The 17401-nt window shown below is 64.0% G+C and carries 19 protein-coding genes and 1 tRNA gene; 9 read left to right on the top strand and 11 right to left on the bottom strand.

Going from position 1 to position 17401, the window contains the following annotated elements; translation table 11 throughout:
- Positions 1 to 142: 142 nt before the first annotated feature.
- The 7 genes from LSQ66_RS16015 (at position 143) to LSQ66_RS15985 (ending at position 6622) form a co-directional block, all read left to right on the top strand.
- Positions 143 to 592, top strand: a complete 450-nt coding sequence (locus LSQ66_RS16015) for a hypothetical protein (protein ID WP_231766190.1) — start codon at positions 143 to 145, stop codon at positions 590 to 592.
- A gap of 185 nt (positions 593 to 777) precedes the next feature.
- Complete coding sequence (cysT, locus tag LSQ66_RS16010; protein WP_231770132.1) at positions 778 to 1584, top strand: sulfate ABC transporter permease subunit CysT; 807 nt, start codon at positions 778 to 780, stop codon at positions 1582 to 1584.
- A gap of 1 nt (position 1585) precedes the next feature.
- Positions 1586 to 2458, top strand: a complete 873-nt coding sequence (cysW, locus tag LSQ66_RS16005; RefSeq protein ID WP_231766189.1) for a sulfate ABC transporter permease subunit CysW — start codon at positions 1586 to 1588, stop codon at positions 2456 to 2458.
- A gap of 1 nt (position 2459) precedes the next feature.
- Positions 2460 to 3527 carry a sulfate/molybdate ABC transporter ATP-binding protein gene (locus LSQ66_RS16000; protein ID WP_231766188.1) on the top strand — a complete coding sequence of 356 codons (1068 nt, stop codon included), beginning with the start codon at positions 2460 to 2462 and terminating at the stop codon, positions 3525 to 3527.
- The gene (locus LSQ66_RS15995) at positions 3524 to 4456 is read left to right on the top strand and encodes a CysB family HTH-type transcriptional regulator (protein WP_231766187.1); all 933 of its coding nucleotides are present in this window, start codon (positions 3524 to 3526) and stop codon (positions 4454 to 4456) included. The genes LSQ66_RS16000 and LSQ66_RS15995 overlap by 4 nt, the downstream gene beginning before the upstream one ends.
- Positions 4457 to 4507: 51 nt before the next feature.
- The gene (locus tag LSQ66_RS15990) at positions 4508 to 5923 is read left to right on the top strand and encodes an FAD-binding oxidoreductase (RefSeq protein WP_231766186.1); all 1416 of its coding nucleotides are present in this window, start codon (positions 4508 to 4510) and stop codon (positions 5921 to 5923) included.
- A 9-nt stretch (positions 5924 to 5932) separates the two neighbouring features.
- Positions 5933 to 6622 carry a methyltransferase family protein gene (locus LSQ66_RS15985; RefSeq protein ID WP_231766185.1) on the top strand — a complete coding sequence of 230 codons (690 nt, stop codon included), beginning with the start codon at positions 5933 to 5935 and terminating at the stop codon, positions 6620 to 6622.
- Between the two features lie 3 nt (positions 6623 to 6625).
- On the opposite strand, the gene LSQ66_RS15980 is transcribed toward LSQ66_RS15985, so the two are convergent.
- From LSQ66_RS15980 to LSQ66_RS15960, 5 genes are all read right to left on the bottom strand, one after another.
- Entirely contained in the window at positions 6626 to 7672 is a 1047-nt protein-coding gene (locus LSQ66_RS15980) for an aldo/keto reductase (RefSeq protein WP_231766184.1), read from the bottom strand.
- Between the two features lie 11 nt (positions 7673 to 7683).
- Positions 7684 to 8724, bottom strand: a complete 1041-nt coding sequence (locus LSQ66_RS15975; protein ID WP_231766183.1) for a quinone-dependent dihydroorotate dehydrogenase — start codon at positions 8722 to 8724, stop codon at positions 7684 to 7686.
- A gap of 30 nt (positions 8725 to 8754) precedes the next feature.
- A complete protein-coding gene (locus LSQ66_RS15970) occupies positions 8755 to 9483 on the bottom strand; it encodes an arginyltransferase (RefSeq protein WP_231766182.1) in 729 nt (242 codons plus the stop codon).
- A 73-nt stretch (positions 9484 to 9556) separates the two neighbouring features.
- Positions 9557 to 10285 (bottom strand): leucyl/phenylalanyl-tRNA--protein transferase, encoded by a 729-nt coding sequence (aat, locus tag LSQ66_RS15965; RefSeq protein WP_231766181.1) that lies wholly within the window; start codon positions 10283 to 10285, stop codon positions 9557 to 9559.
- Positions 10282 to 10860: an NUDIX hydrolase gene (locus tag LSQ66_RS15960; protein WP_231766180.1), complete on the bottom strand. Its 579-nt coding sequence runs from the start codon at positions 10858 to 10860 to the stop codon at positions 10282 to 10284. Before LSQ66_RS15960 ends, aat begins: the two co-directional genes overlap by 4 nt.
- A gap of 155 nt (positions 10861 to 11015) precedes the next feature.
- On the opposite strand from LSQ66_RS15960, the gene LSQ66_RS15955 reads away from it, so the two are divergent.
- Both LSQ66_RS15955 and LSQ66_RS15950 read left to right on the top strand, forming a co-directional pair.
- A tRNA-Met gene (locus LSQ66_RS15955) sits at positions 11016 to 11092 on the top strand.
- Positions 11093 to 11141: 49 nt separating this feature from the next.
- Positions 11142 to 11756, top strand: coding sequence for a hypothetical protein (locus LSQ66_RS15950; protein WP_231766179.1), 615 nt, complete (start codon positions 11142 to 11144; stop codon positions 11754 to 11756).
- 49 nt (positions 11757 to 11805) lie between these two features.
- Here the strand turns inward: LSQ66_RS15950 and LSQ66_RS15945 are convergent, their stop codons facing one another.
- From LSQ66_RS15945 to LSQ66_RS15920, 6 genes are all read right to left on the bottom strand, one after another.
- Positions 11806 to 12807, bottom strand: coding sequence for a MerR family transcriptional regulator (locus LSQ66_RS15945; protein WP_231766178.1), 1002 nt, complete (start codon positions 12805 to 12807; stop codon positions 11806 to 11808).
- A gap of 110 nt (positions 12808 to 12917) precedes the next feature.
- A complete protein-coding gene (locus LSQ66_RS15940; RefSeq protein ID WP_231766177.1) occupies positions 12918 to 13820 on the bottom strand; it encodes a DNA-3-methyladenine glycosylase family protein in 903 nt (300 codons plus the stop codon).
- Positions 13817 to 14707 carry a DMT family transporter gene (locus LSQ66_RS15935; protein WP_231770131.1) on the bottom strand — a complete coding sequence of 297 codons (891 nt, stop codon included), beginning with the start codon at positions 14705 to 14707 and terminating at the stop codon, positions 13817 to 13819. The genes LSQ66_RS15940 and LSQ66_RS15935 overlap by 4 nt, the downstream gene beginning before the upstream one ends.
- Positions 14708 to 14889: 182 nt before the next feature.
- Positions 14890 to 15897 (bottom strand): XdhC family protein, encoded by a 1008-nt coding sequence (locus tag LSQ66_RS15930; protein ID WP_231766176.1) that lies wholly within the window; start codon positions 15895 to 15897, stop codon positions 14890 to 14892.
- A 19-nt stretch (positions 15898 to 15916) separates the two neighbouring features.
- Positions 15917 to 16306 (bottom strand): surface-adhesin E family protein, encoded by a 390-nt coding sequence (locus LSQ66_RS15925; RefSeq protein WP_231766175.1) that lies wholly within the window; start codon positions 16304 to 16306, stop codon positions 15917 to 15919.
- Positions 16307 to 16310: 4 nt separating this feature from the next.
- Positions 16311 to 17396: a M48 family metallopeptidase gene (locus LSQ66_RS15920; RefSeq protein WP_231766174.1), complete on the bottom strand. Its 1086-nt coding sequence runs from the start codon at positions 17394 to 17396 to the stop codon at positions 16311 to 16313.
- Positions 17397 to 17401 lie beyond the last annotated feature (5 nt).

Below are 17401 nucleotides of genomic sequence, written 5' to 3'. Positions count from 1 at the left end.
TGAATTGTTCTGTGTCCATCATAGGCCATTTTTTCCTTTTTTCCACTTCCCTCTGCAAAGCAACAGTGCCAGGTTTGCAACGACCCTGGCTGTAGCGGGGCGGACCCGCTCCGTCAAACAACTCAGAAATAGGGATAAGAAAATGAAGGTAAAACCTCTGATCGCCGCAATCGCCGCCATTACCCTGGCTACCGCGGCCCATGCCGATACCCTCCCGGCATGCTTCAAAATGACGAACGATAGCCTGAACCGCTTCTATGTCGTTGCGCGGGATACGGGCAACCCCATGGCGCTGCAGACCAGCACCGAATCGGCTGCCGTGAATGTGTACGAGCACGTGGTCTTCAGCTACCAGCCGCCGGAACGGCGCCTGTACCTGCAGGGTTTCATGAGCGGCATGGCTTCGTTCCGTCCTGATGGAGCGCTGGACTGGATCGCCGCGGGCGCGGTGACCGGCTTCGACAACAGCTCGGGCTCGGTGATGACGACCCGCATCTCGCTGGAGAACGAGCAGTGGCAGGTGCAGCGCTCGACCTTCACGGGTTCGCTCACTACCCATGCCCTGCAGCAGGTGCCATGCACGCTCCCTTGAGTCCGCTTATATCGGCTTTGACATCTAAGCAAATGACAAAAGGTTAGTTTGATATATAACGCGGCTCTGCGATTATTCGCTCCTATTAGTCGAAAATGTAATAAGAGGGAGTGAATATGACAGCAGTCGTGATACCGGTTCCTGTGCCGGTAGCTGTTCCGGCCCGGCGCGCGCCTTACCGCGTGATGCCGGGCTTTAAGCTGTCCCTGGGCTTTACGATCTTCTACCTGACGCTGATCGTCCTGATTCCGCTGTCCGCCGTTTTCCTGAAGACTTTCACCATGACCTGGGAAGGCTTCTGGTCCGCCGTGACTTCCGAGCGCGTGGTGGCGTCCTACAAGCTGACCTTCGGCGCCGCCCTGATCGGCGCCAGCATCAACGCCTTCTTCGGCGGCATTGTGGCCTGGGTGCTGGTGCGCTACCGCTTCCCCGGCAAGCGCCTCATCGACGCCCTCGTGGACCTGCCGTTCGCGCTGCCCACCGCCGTCGCGGGCATTACGCTGACGGCCCTGTATTCCTCCAACGGCTGGTTCGGCCGCTATATCGAAGGCATGCTCGGCCTCAAGGTCGCTTTCACCCCGGTCGGCGTGGTGGTCGCGCTCACCTTCATCGGCCTGCCCTTCGTGGTGCGCACCGTGCAGCCCGTGCTGGAAGATGCGGAGCGCGAACTGGAGGAGGCTGCGGCCAGCCTGGGCGCTTCCTCGCTGCAGACCTTTCTCCGCGTGGTGTTCCCCACCATCCTGCCTTCGCTGATGACGGGCTTCGCGCTGGCCTTCGCGCGCGCCACCGGCGAATACGGCTCGGTGATCTTCATCGCGGGGAACATGCCCATGGTTTCTGAAATTACGCCGCTCTTCATCATCACGAAGCTGGAGCAGTACGACTACGCAGGCGCCACCGCGATTGCCGTGGTGATGCTGGTCGCCTCCTTCTTCATGCTGTTGACGATTAACCTGCTGCAGGCCTGGGCCCGCGGAAAGTCGGGGAAATAAGATGGCCACTCAACACCGTGGCGAACTGCCAACCGTTTCCGATGTGCTGGAGCCGTCCTGGGTGCGCTATGCGCTGCTGGCGGTCGCACTGGTTTTCCTGACGCTCTTCCTCTTCGTGCCGCTGGTGGCCGTGTTCACCGAAGCGCTGCGCAAGGGCTGGAGCGTTTATGTGGAATCCATCCTGGACGAGGATGCGATTGCCGCGATCAAGCTGACGCTGATTACCGCGGCCATCGCCGTGCCCCTGAACATGGTCTTCGGCATTGCCGCCTCCTGGGCGGTGGCGAAGTTCGAGTTCCGCGGCAAGAGCCTGCTGCTCACGCTGATCGACCTGCCGTTCTCGGTGTCGCCCGTGATTTCGGGCCTGATCTATGTGCTGCTGTTCGGCGCACAGGGCTGGTTCGGCGAATGGCTGGCGGCGCACGACATCAAGATCCTGTTCGCCGTGCCGGGCATTGTGATCGCCACCATCTTCATCACCTTCCCCTTCGTGGCGCGCGAGCTGATTCCGCTGATGCAGGCCCAGGGCAGCGAAGAGGAGGAGGCGGCGGTGGTGCTGGGTGCATCCGGCTGGCAGACCTTCTTCCGCGTGACGCTGCCCAACATCAAATGGGGCCTGCTGTATGGCGTGATCCTGTGTAACGCGCGCGCCATGGGTGAATTCGGCGCGGTGTCCGTGGTGTCCGGCCATATCCGTGGCGAGACCAACACCATGCCGCTGCAGGTCGAGATCCTCTACAACGAATACAACTTCGTGGCCGCCTTCGCCGTGGCATCGCTGCTGGCGCTGCTGGCCCTGGTCACGCTGGCCCTGAAAACCTTTATCGAATGGCGTCTGCACGAGAACTACGCCGACGACGCAACGGAGCACTGATATGACGATCGCAGTCAAGAACATCAACAAGCGTTTCGGCGACTTCGTCGCCCTGAACGACGTCTCGCTGGACTTCCCGCAGGGCGAGCTGACCGCGCTGCTCGGCCCCTCCGGCTGCGGCAAAACCACGCTGCTGCGCTGCATCGCCGGCCTGGAACATCCGGACTCGGGCCAGGTGCTGCTGGATGGCCAGGATGCATCCGACCGCCACGTGCGCGAGCGCCAGGTGGGCTTCGTCTTCCAGCACTATGCGCTGTTCAAGCACATGACCGTGTTCGAGAACGTGGCCTTCGGCCTGCGCGTGAAGCCGCGCAGCGAGCGTCCCTCGGAAGACCAGATCCGCCGCAAGGTGAAGGACCTGCTGGAACTGGTGCAGCTGGACTGGCTGGCCGACCGCTACCCGCCGCAGCTCTCCGGCGGTCAGCGCCAGCGTATCGCCCTGGCCCGCGCCCTGGCCGTGGAACCGCGCGTGCTGCTGCTGGACGAGCCCTTCGGCGCGCTGGACGCCAAGGTGCGCAAGGAGCTGCGCCGCTGGCTGCGCCGCCTGCACGACGACCTGCATGTTACCTCCATCTTCGTGACCCACGACCAGGAAGAGGCGCTGGAAGTGGCCGACCAGGTGGTGCTGATGAACAAAGGCCGCGTCGAGCAGCTGGGCGCGCCGGACGAGGTGTACAACCATCCCGCATCGCCTTTCGTCTACGGCTTCCTCGGCAACGTGAACGTATTCCATGGCCGCGTGCATGGCGGCGTGCTGGCCACCGACGGCATCCAGCTGGACGTGCCGGAATCGACCCGCGAAGGCAAGGGTATCGCCTATGTACGCCCGCACGATCTTGAGATCGACCGCTATGCGGCAGGCGCCGAAGGCATTGTGGTCAAATTGCGCCGCGCCCACGCCATCGGCCCGCTGGCCCAGCTGGACCTGGAGCGCGCCGACAATGCGGAGCTGATCGAGGCGACCATTTCGAATGACCGCTTCCGCAACCTGGAGCTGAAGGAGGGCGAGACCCTGGTGGTGCGGCCCAAGCGCATGCACGTGTTCGTGGACGAAGGAGCTTCGATATGAACTTCCAGCAGCTGCGGTCCATCCGAGAGGCGGCGCGGCGCAACTACAACCTTACCGAAGTCGCCAACGCGCTCTTCACCTCGCAGCCTGGCGTGAGCCGCCAGATCCGCGAGCTGGAGGACGAACTGGGCGTCGTCATTTTCGAGCGCAACGGCAAGCGTCTGACCGGCCTGACGGAACCGGGCAAGGGGATACTGAAGATCATCGACCGGCTGCTGGTGGAGGCCGAGAACCTGCAGCAGGCCAGCCTGGAATACAAGGGCCAGAGCAGCGGCACGCTGACCATCGCGGCCACGCACACGCAGGCGCGCTATGCGCTGCCCAAGGCTGTGCAGGCATTCCGCGCCGCTTTCCCGGACGTGCGCATCGCCCTGCAGCAGAGCGCGCCGGAGCATATCGCCGAGTGGGTTTTGTCCGGCAAGGCGGATATCGGCATCGCCACCGAAGGCCTGTCGCAGTTCCCCGATCTGGTTTCCTTCCCCTGCTACCGCTGGAGCCACCTTATCGTGGTGCCGGACGGGCATCCCCTGCTTGCCCGCTCACCGGTGAAGCTGGAAGACTTGGCCGAGTTCCCCTTGATTACCTATGACGTGGGCTTCACGGGCCGGGGCCATATCGACGCCGCCTTCGACCGCGCCAACGTGAGGCCGGACATTGTGCTGACGGCCATGGACTCCGACGTGATCAAGCAATACGTGGCCCTCGGCCTCGGCGTCGGCATCGTCGCTTCCATGGCTTTCGACCATGGCCGCGACAAGGGCCTGCGCGCCATCGAGGCCTCGCACCTGTTCGCGGTGAACACGACGCGCCTCGCCGTGCGCCGTGGCGCCTATCTGCGCACCTATGCCTATGAATTCATCCAGCAGTTCGCACCCGAGCTCACGCGCAACGCCATCGAGCACGCCCTGATCGGCACTGAGGCGGCGTAAGGCGCTTTCATTGCATTGCCGAAGCGGCAATGCAATGTTAAAGTCGCCCGCATGTCGCCATCACGCCGCACCTTTCTCTTCCAGGCGATGGCAGGCGCAGGCCTGCTGACGCTGACTCCGCTGCCCGCGCTCTCCGCGGCCGCCATCTCCATTCCCAATGTGACCGGCCTGTACACGGTCGAAGTCGCGAAGGCGGTGGCGCCCGCGTCGACGCAGGAAGCCGCACGCGCCATCAGGGAGTGGCAGGGCAGGGTTGCGATTGGTGGCGGCCGCTACAGCATGGGCGGGCAGGTCGCAGTCCGCGGCGGGCTGCATCTGGACATGCGCGGCATGAACCACCTGGTCAGCATTGATGCCGCGAACCGTGTCGCCCGTGTGCAAGCGGGCATGCGCTGGCGCGACCTGCAGGACGTGCTGGATCCCGTGGGCCTCGCCGTGAAGACGATGCAGAGCTATGCCAACTTCACGGTCGGCGGCGCAGTTTCGGTCAATGCGCATGGACGCTATGTGGGCAATGGCCCCGTCGGCAATTCCGTGCGCGCCCTGCAGCTGGTGCTGGCGGACGGCAGCATCGTGCAGGCGAGCCGCGACGAGAACTTCGACCTGTTCCGCGCCGCCATCGGGGGCTATGGCGCCGTTGGCCTCATTACCGAGGTGGAGCTGGACCTGGCCGCCAACACGCGAATCGAGCGCAGCGTCAAGGAAGTGAAGCTGGAGCGCTACCCGGACTACTTCGAGCGTGAGGTGAAGCAGGCGCACGGCTGCGTGCTGCACAACGCCGACCTGCTGCCGCCATTCTTCGATGCGCCGGTGGCCGTGTCGTGGCGCGAATCCGGCAAGCCGCTGACGGAAAAGGCCCGGCTGGTGCAGCGGGGGCAGACCTATGCGATGAACCAGAACGTGATCTTCGTTGTGACGGAACTGCCGGGCGGCAGCCTGTTGCGCAGCAAGGTCCTGCATCCCCTGCTCATGTCCCAGCCTGCGGTCAAGTGGCGCAACCACGAGGCAAGCCTGGATGTGGCGGAGCTGGAGCCGCGTACCAGGGCCATGTCGACCTATGCGCTGCAGGAGTATTTCGTGCCGGTGCGGCACTTCGCCGCTTTCACCCGCAAGATGGCCGCGATCATCCGCAAGCACGATGCGGAGGTGCTGAACGTATCGGTGCGCCATTCGGATGCGGATACGCTGGCGCTGCTGCCTTGGGCGAAGGAAGAAGTGTTCTCCTTCGTTGTCTACTTCAAGCAGCGCAGCACTCAGGCGGCCTTGCGGACGGTGGGAGCGTGGACTCGGGAACTGATCGATACGGCCTTGAGCTTCGGCGGCCGCTACTACCTGCCATACCAGCCGCACGCCACCCGCGAGCAGTTCGGCAAGGCCTACCCGGAAGCGGTACAGCTGCGCGCCCTCAAGGCGCGTGTCGACCCGGGCGGCAAATTCTCGAACGAGATGTGGGCGAAATATCTGTAGGGGGGCGAAATGGGATTGAGACTGTTTGCCGTGGCGTCCAGCCTTGCTGTACTGGCCGTGCTGGCTGCGTTTGCGGCCTTTCTGCAGAACTGGATACCGAAGGGTATCGATACCGGCATGCCGCCGATAGAGGGCGGCATTGTATTCAATCTGCTGCTGCTCGCTTTCTTCGGCATTGTGCACAGCGCGCTGGCGCGGCCTGCCGTCAAGCGCAGGCTGTATGGCGCAAATGCTGCGTGGAGCAGGCCGGTGTATATCGCCGTCAGCGCATTGCAGCTCGGCGCGCTGCTGGTGCTGTGGACGCCGATGCCGGGCGTTGTCTGGCATTTTTCCACGCCCGCTGCGGTCGGTGTTTTCCTAGCGCTGTACGGCGCAAGCCTGCTGCTGGTGGCGTGGGCCATCTTCAGCATCGACGCGCTGCACTTCTTCGGCCTGCGAACGGCGGAGCCGCCGTTTGCGCTGAAGGGGCCTTACCGCTACGTGCGGCATCCGATCCAGACAGGGCTGATCGTTGCGCTATGGTCAGCGCCGCACATGAGCGTGGGCCATGCGCTGATGGCCGCCGTGCTCACGGCCTACAGCGTGCTGGCCACCCTCAGGCTGGAGGAGCATGACCTGGAGGCGGCGCTCGGCGAGAGCTACCGCGCCTACCGGAGGGATGTGCCTGCGCTGCTGCCACGCCTGTGGCGCCGGCGCTGAGGCCTACTGGCCCGGATTGGGTGTTTCAGCGTGGATGGCATCGACCGCCGCGGCCAGTTCCGGCGTGAGCTTCACTGACCAGGCATCGATGTTGGCCTTGAGCTGTTCGAGCGTGGTGGCGCCGATGATGGTGGAGCCGACAAACCAGCGCGAATAGCACCAGGCCAGCGCGAGCTGCGCGGGCGTAAGGCCGTTGGCGCGTGCCAGTTCCGCATATTGGCCCACAACCTTCCATACCCCGGGCCGCAGGTAGCGCGGGCTCCAGGTGGGCGGGAAGATGGTGAGGCGGCCGTGCGCCTTCAGGTTGTCGTGATACTTCGCGCTCAGCTGGCCGAAGGCGAGCGGGCTGTAGGCGAGCAGGCTCACGCCCTCCCGGTAGCAGGTTTCGTCCAGCAGGCTGGTTTCGAAATGCCGCGCACTCAGGTTGTACAGGTTCTGGATGGTGGCGATGCGCGGCAGGCCCTTCATCTCGGCCTGCTTGATGAATTCCGCCACGCCCCAGCAGGTTTCGTTCGACACGCCGATGTGGCGGAGCTTCCCTTCGTCCACCAGCTTGCCCAGCGCGGCCAGGGTGTCCTCGATGGCCACCGCGCGGCGCTCCTTTGCGGGATCGAAGGCGCTGGCGCCGAAGATGGGCACATTGCGGCTGGGCCAGTGCAGCTGGTACAGGTCGATGTAATCCGTCTGCAGGCGTTTCAGGCTGGCTTCCACGGCAGTACGCAGGTTCTGCTCGTCGAAGTTCTGTTTTCCGCCCCGTATCCAGTGCATGTTGGAGTTCGGCCCCGCGGCCTTGGTGGCGATGACCACGTCCGCACGGCGGCCGCTCTTCTTCAGCCAGGAGCCGATGAAGCGTTCCGTGGAACCCTGCGTAGCGGCGCGCGGCGGCACGGGATAGAGCTCCGCCGTGTCGATGAAGTTGATGCCGCGCTCCAGCGCATAATCGAGCTGGCTGTGCGCGTCCGCTTCGGTGTTCTGCTCGCCGAAGGTCATGGTGCCCAGGCAGATCTTGCTGACTTCAAGATCTGTGCGGCCGAGCCTTGTCTTCTCCATGCGGGCGCTCCTCAGCGGCGCAGCGCGTCGGCGCAGTCGCGCACCAGCGCGGGGCCCGCGTAAATCAGGCCGCTGTACAGCTGCACGAGCTGCGCGCCCGCGTCGATCTTGGCCTTCGCGTCCGCGCCTTTCATGATGCCGCCGACCCCGATGATGGGCAGGGCGTCGCCCAGTTCCGCCTTCAGCAGGCGGATCACCTGGTTCGAGAATTCGAACACGGGAGCGCCGGAGAGGCCGCCCGCTTCGGCGCCATGCTGCATGCCTTCCACGGCCGTGCGGCTCAGGGTGGTGTTGGTGGCGATGACGCCGTCGATCTTGTGGCGGATCAGCGCATCGGCGATGTTCTTCACCTGGTCGCCATCCATGTCCGGTGCGATCTTCAGGGCCAGCGGCACGTAGCGCTTGTGCCGGTCGGCGAGGCGCTGCTGCGCGTCCTTGAGCTGCGCGAGCAGGCCATCCAGCTCCGAACCGCCCTGCAGCTGGCGCAGGTTCTTCGTGTTCGGCGAGGAGATGTTGACCGTGACGTAGCTGGCGTAGGGATAAACCTTCTCCAGGCAGTGCAGGTAGTCTTCCGCGGCGCGCTCGATGGGGGTATCCGCATTCTTGCCGATGTTCAGCCCCAGCACACCTTCCTTGCGCTGGTAGAAGCGCGACGACTGCACGTTGGCCACGAAGGCGTCCACGCCGCCGTTGTTGAAGCCCATGCGGTTGATGATGGCATGCGCGGCGGGCAGGCGGAACATGCGCGGCTTGGGGTTGCCCGGCTGGGCGCGCGGCGTGACGGTGCCCACTTCGATGGAGCCGAAGCCCAGGTCGGCCAGCGCGTCGATGAAGGCGCCGTCCTTGTCCAGGCCTGCGGCCAGGCCGACGGGATTCTTGAACAGCAGGCCCATGACCGTGCGCGGGTCGGGTTTCGGCGGCTGCACGATGGCGCGCGTGAGGCCCAATGCGGACAGGCGCTTCAGGGCAGGGAGGGTGAAATGGTGCGCGGCTTCGGCGTCCACCGAGAACAGCAGGGGACGCGCGAGGGAATACAGGAATTTGTCGGACATGGGGCAATCAGCAGATGAATTGCCGCCATTTTACCTTGGCATGACGCTCCATACCCCCTTGCGGCGGGCTTCCAGCGGCTGGAAGTTGATCTTGTAGTTCATCTTCTGGCTGTCCTCGATCCAGTAGCCGAGATAGACATAGGGCAGGCCCAGTTCGCGGGCCTGGGCGATCTGCCACATGATGTTGTAGGTGCCGAAGGAGGCGCCCGGCACGTCCGGATCGAAGAAGGTGTAGACCGAGGACAGGCCGTCGCTCAGCATGTCGATGATGCTGACCATGCGCAGCGTGCCGTCCGGTTCGCGGAATTCCACCAGGCGCGTGTTGACCCGGCTTTGCAGCAGGAACTGGGCGTACTGGTCGCGGCTGTCCTGGTCCATGCCGCCGCCCGCGTGGCGTGTGCTCTGGTAGCGCAGGTAGAGGGCGTAGTGCTCGTCCGAGAAGGAAAGGCTGGCGACACCCGTCTTCAGGCTGCTGTGGCGCGCCCAGGCGCGGCGCTGGCCGCGCGAAGGCTGGAAGCCCTCGGCCACCACGCGCACGGGAATGCAGGCCTGGCAGCCGTCGCAATAGGGCCGGTAAGTGAAGATGCCGCTGCGGCGGAAGCCGTTCTTCACCAGCTCGGAATAGACGTCGGCATTGATCAGGTGCGAGGGCGTCGCCACCTGCGAGCGCGCCTGGCGCGCATCCAGGTAGCTGCAGGGGTACGGTGCAGTCGTGTAGAACTGCAGCGTCGCAAAAGGAAGGTCGTTTAGCTGCGTCATGCAATCCCGTCCGGTACGAAGCCGTATGGCCATATCATAACGCGTTCCCGCCCGCTTCTGTGTGTGGTATCGCTCAGAACGTTGACGCAAAGGGGGGCACGGGCTCCCAGTGCCGGATGCGCGGCTGGTCGATGGCCTGCTTCAGGAGGGCGAGGAAGTCGTTGCGCGGGATGGGCGAGGCGCCCAGCGAGGCCAGGTGGCCGGTCTCCTGTTGGCAATCGATCATCCTTACCCCGTTCAGCTTCAGGAAGTGCACGAGGTAGGCGAGGGCGACCTTGGAGGCGTCCGTCACCTTCGCAAACATGGACTCGCCGTAAAACATGCGGCCGATGGACACGCCGTAGGCGCCTCCCACCAGTTCGCCATCCAGCCAGACTTCGGAGGAGTGGGCGAAACCGAGCTTGTGCAGGCCGGTGTAGCCCTGCACGATGTCTTCCGAAATCCAGGTGCCGGGGCCGTCCTTGCGGGGCGCGGCGCAGGCGCGCATCACCTGCTCGAAGGCGCTGTCGAAGCGCACCTGCCAGCGGCCGTCGCTGCGGCTGCTTTTATCCACCTTCTTCAGGGTTTTCTTCAGGCTGTCCGAAATCTTGAAGCGCTCGGTCATCAGCACCATGCGCGGGTCCGTGCTCCACCACAGGATGGGCTGGCCCTCCGAAAACCAGGGGAAGATGCCGCGCTGGTAAGCGGCCAGCAGGCGCTGCGGGGAGAGGTCGCCCCCGGCCGCCAGCAGTCCGGGCGCCTCGGTGGTCAGCGCTTCGGAAACGTCGGGAAAGGGGGTGTGGGCGTCGAGCCAGGGGATCATGAGTCGGTGATCGGACGCATGGGACGGGTGATGTCATGCTCGTGGAAGCCGTAGCTGCCCCCTTCGCGCACCTTGCGGCGGTCGGCGAAGAACAGTTCCAGGGTCTTGCGGATGGTGGGGAAGGCCAGCTCGTCCCAGGGTATTTCGGCTTCCCTGAACATTTTTACGTCCAGGCTTTCCTCGCCCGGGGAAAAATCCAGGTCGCGCAGTGTTGCCAAATAAAACATGTGCACCTGATGCACATGTGAAACGTTAAGCAAGGTGAACAGTTTGCCAAGTTCGATGTTGGCTCCGGCTTCCTCCTGGGTTTCGCGGGCCGCCGCGTCGGCGGTGGTTTCGTTGTTTTCCATGAAACCCGCGGGCAGGGTCCAGAAGCCGTAGCGGGGCTCGATGGCGCGGCGGCAGAGCAGCACCTGCAGTTCGCCCTCGCGCTCCCAGACCGGGATGGAACCGATGACCATCTTCGGATTCTGGTAGTGGATGGTCGAGCAGTTGGCGCACACGTAGCGCGGACGGTTGTCCCCGGCAGGGATGGCCAGTTCGACCGGATGGGCGCATTCGGAGCAGAATTTCATAGGAAAAGGGACGAAAACTTGTCTAATGCTTTACTTTACACCGCCTGCCCCGAGCACGGTGGCGAGCTGCGTCAAAATAAAGCCGGTCTATCGACCGGAAAAGCGGCATTAAGATTGTCTAAATTGGCTGGAGCGCGTATAATACTCGTATCAGACGCGGGGTGGAGCAGTCTGGCAGCTCGTCGGGCTCATAACCCGAAGGTCACAGGTTCAAATCCTGTCCCCGCAACCAGAATTCATCAAAGAACCGTTCCAGGCTCGCGCCGGGACGGTTTTTTTGTATGCTGAGCCGCTCCGGCGGCTTGCTGGCCGCGCTGGTCCTGCATCTTCTTGTGCTGGTGTTTGCCCTGCGCGGCGTGGCGCCCACGCCCTTATCCCAGCTCGAATCTCTGCGTTCCCAGATTGTGTGGCTTAAATCTCCTGCTCCGAAGCCGGAAAAGCGGCCGGTTTCCCCTGCGCCAATTTCCCGGCGCGCTCCTGATAAAACCATTGCTGCTTCTCCTGTGGAGCCGGAGAAAAGCGCCACCATTTCTGAACCGGCTAGGCCGGCCGAACCGGCCGAGCCCCAAATGAATATGGAAGCGCTGGTGCGGCAAGCCGGATTAATCGGCAAGGAATTATCTGCCAAGGAAAAAAACGTGCCAAACCGCGACAGTTTCGAACGCAAATTGGCGCGCGGGCTGGCCGAAGCGCGCGATGGGGTCAAGCCGAAATGGTTTGAGGGCGCGCGTATCGAACTGTTCAGCGCCCCCGATGACCCGCGCAAGATATACAAGGTCACCACCGCGTTCGGCGAGTACTGCGTGTTTTATCCGGACAAGAGCAAATCGACGCCCGATTCCGGGCAGGCCTATTTCGGGCAGCCGACCATGTCGAGCTGTCCAGTTCGCTTCTGATCGTGCCAGCTTCTGGCGCGTTTGCGTCAGAAGCTGGCATATTCCGGGCTCAGCGTCCGTCTGCCGCGCGCAGGAAAGCGATCATCTCGTCATTCATGCCACGGCCCAGGCGAAGGGTGGGCTCGCTTTCGGTTGCGGTGCGGAATCGGCCGATCGTTTCGGGGTTGGTTCCCACCATGTCCCGGAACAGCGCCATCCATTTTGCGGACAGGGTGCGCGCCGCCGGGTTATTCGGCGAAGGATCGGCCCGCATTTGGGCCTTGATCTGTTCTATTAATCCCGGCCATTCCTGTCCCCGGCTGTCGAAATGCCTGCGCATTTGTGCCAGCTCATCTGGCAGCAAATATTTGGCGTACAGTCCGAGTTTTACTTCGCTGATGGCGCGCATGATATAGGACCGCATATCCAGGCCGATGCCGGTTTCCTTTTGAACCGAGGGCTCGGAAATATGCATGCGGTCCAGGCGGCTCATCAGTTCGATATTGCCGCCGGTATCCCGGTCCAGCATTTCCATCCAGCGCAAGGCCAGGTGATGGGCGTCTTTTGGCGTGAGGCCGCCTTCCATCGCCTGCTTTACCTGCATGGCCAGAAGCTTCCATTCATATTCCGCTTCCGGGTTCTGGTACAGCGGCAGCTGCTCCAGTTCTTCTTTTGAAAAATACTTTTCGTACATAGTCATCAGCTCCAAAGTCGTCAGCCACGCGGCCAAAGCCGGTTCCTCGCCTTCGGAAAGCTGTTCATGCAGGCGTGTCAGCTGGGCGCGGACGCGGCCGGCTTCTTCGATCTGCCGGTCCAGCGCTTCGATCTGCCGGACCACAATGGACAGGGGCGAGGCCTCGGGATTGGCCAGGAAAGCCCCGATGTCGGTCAATGCCATCCCGAAACGCCGCAGGGCCTGGATGTGGTGCAGGCGGACGACGTCCTGATGGCAGTACAGCCGGTAACCGGAATCGGAGCGCGCCGAAGGCTGGAGCAGGCCGATACTGTCGTAATGGTGGAGGGTGCGGACCGTGAGGCCCGCGCGCGTTGCCAGTTCACCAATTTTCAGCATCCGTCAGCTCCTTTTCTTCATGCGTGACGCAAGCTTGGAGCCTGACGTTACGTGAGGGTCAATAGTTTGCTGACGCGATATTGCGCCAAGGCGCAAGGAAGTGCAACGGCTCAGCCCGCTGTCGCGGCCAGGCTGGCCCAGAGATGGGCGGCGGCCATGGTGCGGTGAGGCTGGTATTGCTGGAGGATGCGTTCGGTGCGCGCCATGTCCGGCTTCGATTCCTCGCCCAGCAGGCGCTGGAGGGCGGCGCGGATGGCCACGTCGCCGTGCAAAGAACAGTCCGCATAGCCGTAGCCGCGCAGCAGGCCGTAGTTCACCGTCCAGGGTCCGATGCCCTTGACGGCCAGCAGATTGGCGCTGATGGTCTCGATGGGATTGGCCGCGCTGGGGACGAGATCGAGCTCGCCGCCCGCCACAAGCCCGGCGAAGCGCAGCAGGGTTTCCGCTTTCGCTGTCGAGAACTTCCGGCTTGTGAGGTCTTCTGCCGTCAATTTGACGACATCTGCGGCCTCTGGATAGCACCAGAGGCCGCTGCTGTGCTGCCGTCCGGCCTGCAGGATGAAGGTGCGGCGCAGGGAAATGGCAAACGGCAGATTGATCTGCTGCCCGATGATGGCCCAGGTCAGCGCCTCGAAAACGGTAGCCGACTGCACGATGCGCAAGCCGGGCTGGGCACGGACAAGGGGGCCGAGCAGCTTGTCGTTCCTCGCAAAGGCGCTGAAATCGGCAGGGTCGATGCGCAAGCCCAGGATATTGCGGGCCGCTTCGTGCACCTTGGCGAGCAGCTGGTCCGGAAACTTGCGCTTGCCCGGCAGATCGGCCTCCGCTTCGCAAAGTGCAGCCTTGCCCAGTTCCACCGTGAGCACGACGGGCACGCCGTCGAGCAGCATCCCCTTGCGCAGGCGCTCCGGGGATACCTCTTCCGCGACACTTTCCGCGTCGCGGCTGTGGAAGGCCATCACATCCTGCACCCGGTAGCCGGGAGGCAGGTCGAGCGTGAATTGCTGCTTCATGCGGTCTCGGCCTTGCTCGCCCAGGGCAGCTTCGGCTTATAGCCCGTCACCAATGCGGTCCCGGTGATGACGATGGCGGCGCCCAGCACGGTGTACCAGCCGACGATCTCGTGCAGGAACAGCGTGCCCCAGAGAATACCGAACAGTGGATTCAGGAAGGTGACGGTCAGCGCCGAAGTGGGGCCAACGTCGCGGATCAGGCGGTAATACAGCAGATAAGCGACGCCCGAGCACAGCACGCCCAAGGCAAGCGCAGCGGCCATGATGCCCATGCTCGCCTCCCCGGTTTGCGGGAAGACGGCAAGCGACGGCGTGACGAGCAGGGCAGCCGCCCACATGCTGCCGTGGGCATTGGCGAACGGCTCCACGGACTTGGCAGACTTCGCGTAGGTGCTGGCGATGCCATAGTTAAAGGCCGCGAACAAGGCGGCGGCAATGGCGATGCCCGCGCCCTCGCGCGAGCTCACATGATCGAAGCCCACCAGCAGGGCCACGCCGGCGGTGCCGAGGACCAGTCCCAGCATCACGCGCGCGCTCACCATCTGCCGCTGCCAGACGGCGCCGATGACGGCGCCCCAGATGGGCGCGGTGGCATTCAGCACCGACAGCACGGAAGCGGACAGCGTCTTCGCCGCATAGGCAAAGAGCAGGAAAGGCAGGGCCGAATTGAAGAAACCGAGGATCAGGTAATGCTTCCAATGCTCGCGCACCTGGAGCGGCTTGCGCATGAAGAAGCCGATAGTGGCCAGGAAGAGGGCGGCGAAGACCAGCCGGTACTCGATCAGCACGGCGGGCCCCAGCACCGGCGCCGCGATGCGCATGAACAAGAAAGACCCGCCCCAGATAGCGGCAAGCAAAACAAGGCGCAGCAAATTCGCAGTACTCATCATCATCCAATCATTACAGTCCAGCCCGTGTCCAACTCTGGTGCCAGGGAAGAAATTTGGACACAGCCTCAGCAATAAGTGCTACAGCCGAGCTTGTGTCCAAATTTCTTCCCTGGCACCAGAAGTGGACATTGTGATGGGGAAAGGGTATCGGGGATAGCCGATTCTTGCTATCGAATTCTTTAGTTAGCGCAGAGCTCCGTTGTGGCGGGGGAGAGGGCCGCCGCGTGGTTGACCTGGAGCGCGGAGGGGACGCCGTTCTTGACCGCCGTCATCTCGGCCAGGATGGAGATGGCGATCTCCGCCGGGGTCTTGCTGCCGATGTAGAGGCCGATTGGGCCGTGCAGGCGCGCCAGCTGCTCGGGCGTCAGGTCGAACTGCAGCAGGCGCTCGCGCCGCTTGGCGTTGTTGACCCGGGAGCCGATGGCGCCCACATAGAATGCGCCGGATTTCAAGGCTTCCATCAGGGCCAGGTCGTCCAGCTTGGGGTCGTGCGTCAGCGCCACCACGGCACTGCGGCTGTCGAGCTGCATGCTGAGGACGAGGTCGTCCGGCATGGCGTGCACGAGCTGCACTTCCGGCAGGGCCCAGCCTGCGCGGTATTCTTCCCGCGGGTCGCAGACGGTAACGTGGTAGTCCATGGCCGTCGCAATCTGCGCCAGGAAGCGGGAGAGCTGGCCCGCGCCGATGATGAGCAGGCGCCAGCGGGGGCCGTGCTGTGTGGTCAGGACCCCATCGCCCAGTGTGAGCACGGCGCCGGGACCGGCAGGACTCAGGCTGGCTTCGCCCGTCTTGAGGTCGAGCCGGCGTTCCACCAGCTGGTGCTGTTCGAGCCGTTCGAGCAGTTCGCCGATGCGGCTGTGCGGGCCTAAAGGCTCGATCGCGAGCTGGATGGTGCCGCCGCAGGGCAGGCCGAAGCGGTGGGCTTCATCGGCCGTGATGCCGTAGCTGACCACTTCGGGCGCGCTGCGCGTGATGCCTTCCTTGCGCACACGGTCGATGAGGTCGTCCTCGATGCAGCCGCCGCTCACGGAGCCGACCACGCTGCCGTCGTCGCAGATGGCCAGGGTGGCGCCAATCGGCCGGGGGCTGGAGCCCCAGGTCTTGATGACGGTGACGAGTTCGCAGCGGTGTCCGGCGGCAATCCAGCCTGCGCTGGTCTTGAGTACTTCGAGGTCAATGCTGTCCATGCATCAACTATACACGGACTTATTTGCGCTTGCAGACCGCCTTCATGGCCCCCGCATAAGGGTGTTTTTCGCCCACTTCCTCGGGGTCGAAGGACTCGTATTTGTACGTGCCGAGCGCCTCGCCGCGCGCCATAGGGCCGGCGTACAGCAGCTGGGTCTTGAGGGTGATGGTGCGCGCTTCGCAGTCGTAGATGTGCTGGGCGCGCAGGGAGCGGTAAGGCTTGCCGTCCGGCGCGCTCTGGTCCTTGTCGAAGGACTGCAGGGTCCAGGCCTTGCGCCCTTCCTCCGTCTTGCGGATGGTGCTGCGGTCGATGTAGACCGTGCTGCCCTTGTCGCCGCCTGCCTTGGCCCAGGGCGCGGCCTGGGCCAGCATGGGCAGCAGCATCAGCAGCGCGCACAGGGCTTTCATGGCTTTACGGCGTCAGCGGACGTTTCGCGTTCTGCTTGGACTTGATTTCGGCCACGCTGCGGTCGATGGGCGCCATGCGGCCCGTCGCATTGGGGTGGGTCGCGCTGTAGCCGTTCAGCACCGTCGGCGGGTACTGGGTGAACACGCGCTGCCAGAAGCTCTTGTACTTGTCGATGCTGTAGCCCGCGCGCGCCAGCATGTAGAGCGCCAGGTTGTCGGCGGCGATCTCCATATCGAGCGGGTAGGCTTTCATGCCCGCCGTTCCGATCAGCATATTGAGGTCCGGGTTCACGCTGGCCAGGTTGTCGATGATGCTGCCGATGGCCGCGTTGTTGCGCATCGTGACGGAGTGGCCCAGCACATTGTGGGCGATGTCCTTGGCCAGCACGTAGGCCAGGTTCTCGTCGCTCTGCGCGAAATTGATCATGCCGCGGGTGACCAGCACGCGCGAGCCGTCCGCATAGGAATTGATGTTGTCCGAGTTGCCCAGGTCCACGCGGATGGCGCAAGCGCGCGTCACCGGGACGTTCAGGGTCTGGCGATTGCCGTTGCGGGCGATGGTCATGCTCAGCGACGCCCGGCTGGAGACCAGCGGCCCGAAGACGGCGGCGGCCTTGGATTCGGCATCGCGGCCCGTAGGCAGGTTCTTGCCGTCGGCGGCCACCAGGTCGTCACCCTTGCGCAGGCCGGCACGCGCCGCGCCGCTGCCGGGAAGGATGCCCGAGACCTGCAGCACGTCGTCATATCCCAGCACGGCGGCCGAGGCGTCGTTGTATTCGCCCGGGTAGGACCAGCGGTTCTTGGCGGTGAAGCCAAGCAGGTTGCGCGCCTGGGTGCGGCACAGTTCCGCGTTGTTGATCAGGATGGGGGCGGCGACGCGGTACAGGCGGTCCTGCAGGTTCACCATGGTGCGCAGCGTTTCGCGCGCGGCGGCCTGGCGGGCCGTGACCACAGGTTCCGAAGGCGGCGGGGGCGCAACTGGCTCGGAAGGCGGAGCGGGGGGCGGGGCGGTGGTGGCGCAGGCGCTCAGCAGCAATGCCGCCGCGATCGCGGCCCAGGCGTTCCGGTTATTGTTCTTTTCTCCTGCCATAGTCC

It is taken from the genome of Massilia endophytica, from assembly GCF_021165955.1.
In the GTDB taxonomy this organism is placed as follows: domain Bacteria; phylum Pseudomonadota; class Gammaproteobacteria; order Burkholderiales; family Burkholderiaceae_D; genus Rugamonas; species Rugamonas endophytica.
Note: the sequence above shows the minus strand (reverse complement) of the source record. Positions and strands in the feature narration are given on the sequence as shown.

What these genes read in the sequence shown, in the direction of transcription:
- LSQ66_RS15980 (WP_231766184.1), bottom strand. Translation starts at nt 7,672, where the DNA reads ATGGAGAAGACAAGGCTCGGCCGCACAGATCTTGAAGTCAGCAAGATC.
- LSQ66_RS15945 (WP_231766178.1), bottom strand. Translation starts at nt 12,807, where the DNA reads ATGCTGAAAATTGGTGAACTGGCAACGCGCGCGGGCCTCACGGTCCGC.
- LSQ66_RS15920 (WP_231766174.1), bottom strand. Translation starts at nt 17,396, where the DNA reads ATGGCAGGAGAAAAGAACAATAACCGGAACGCCTGGGCCGCGATCGCG.
- LSQ66_RS15960 (WP_231766180.1), bottom strand. Translation starts at nt 10,860, where the DNA reads ATGAAATTCTGCTCCGAATGCGCCCATCCGGTCGAACTGGCCATCCCT.
- LSQ66_RS15995 (WP_231766187.1), top strand. Translation starts at nt 3,524, where the DNA reads ATGAACTTCCAGCAGCTGCGGTCCATCCGAGAGGCGGCGCGGCGCAAC.
- LSQ66_RS15935 (WP_231770131.1), bottom strand. Translation starts at nt 14,707, where the DNA reads ATGAGTACTGCGAATTTGCTGCGCCTTGTTTTGCTTGCCGCTATCTGG.
- cysW (WP_231766189.1), top strand. Translation starts at nt 1,586, where the DNA reads ATGGCCACTCAACACCGTGGCGAACTGCCAACCGTTTCCGATGTGCTG.
- LSQ66_RS15970 (WP_231766182.1), bottom strand. Translation starts at nt 9,483, where the DNA reads ATGACGCAGCTAAACGACCTTCCTTTTGCGACGCTGCAGTTCTACACG.
- LSQ66_RS16000 (WP_231766188.1), top strand. Translation starts at nt 2,460, where the DNA reads ATGACGATCGCAGTCAAGAACATCAACAAGCGTTTCGGCGACTTCGTC.
- LSQ66_RS15925 (WP_231766175.1), bottom strand. Translation starts at nt 16,306, where the DNA reads ATGAAAGCCCTGTGCGCGCTGCTGATGCTGCTGCCCATGCTGGCCCAG.
- cysT (WP_231770132.1), top strand. Translation starts at nt 778, where the DNA reads ATGCCGGGCTTTAAGCTGTCCCTGGGCTTTACGATCTTCTACCTGACG.
- LSQ66_RS15985 (WP_231766185.1), top strand. Translation starts at nt 5,933, where the DNA reads ATGGGATTGAGACTGTTTGCCGTGGCGTCCAGCCTTGCTGTACTGGCC.
- LSQ66_RS15930 (WP_231766176.1), bottom strand. Translation starts at nt 15,897, where the DNA reads ATGGACAGCATTGACCTCGAAGTACTCAAGACCAGCGCAGGCTGGATT.
- LSQ66_RS15950 (WP_231766179.1), top strand. Translation starts at nt 11,142, where the DNA reads ATGCTGAGCCGCTCCGGCGGCTTGCTGGCCGCGCTGGTCCTGCATCTT.
- LSQ66_RS15990 (WP_231766186.1), top strand. Translation starts at nt 4,508, where the DNA reads ATGTCGCCATCACGCCGCACCTTTCTCTTCCAGGCGATGGCAGGCGCA.
- LSQ66_RS15940 (WP_231766177.1), bottom strand. Translation starts at nt 13,820, where the DNA reads ATGAAGCAGCAATTCACGCTCGACCTGCCTCCCGGCTACCGGGTGCAG.
- aat (WP_231766181.1), bottom strand. Translation starts at nt 10,285, where the DNA reads ATGATCCCCTGGCTCGACGCCCACACCCCCTTTCCCGACGTTTCCGAA.
- LSQ66_RS16015 (WP_231766190.1), top strand. Translation starts at nt 143, where the DNA reads ATGAAGGTAAAACCTCTGATCGCCGCAATCGCCGCCATTACCCTGGCT.
- LSQ66_RS15975 (WP_231766183.1), bottom strand. Translation starts at nt 8,724, where the DNA reads ATGTCCGACAAATTCCTGTATTCCCTCGCGCGTCCCCTGCTGTTCTCG.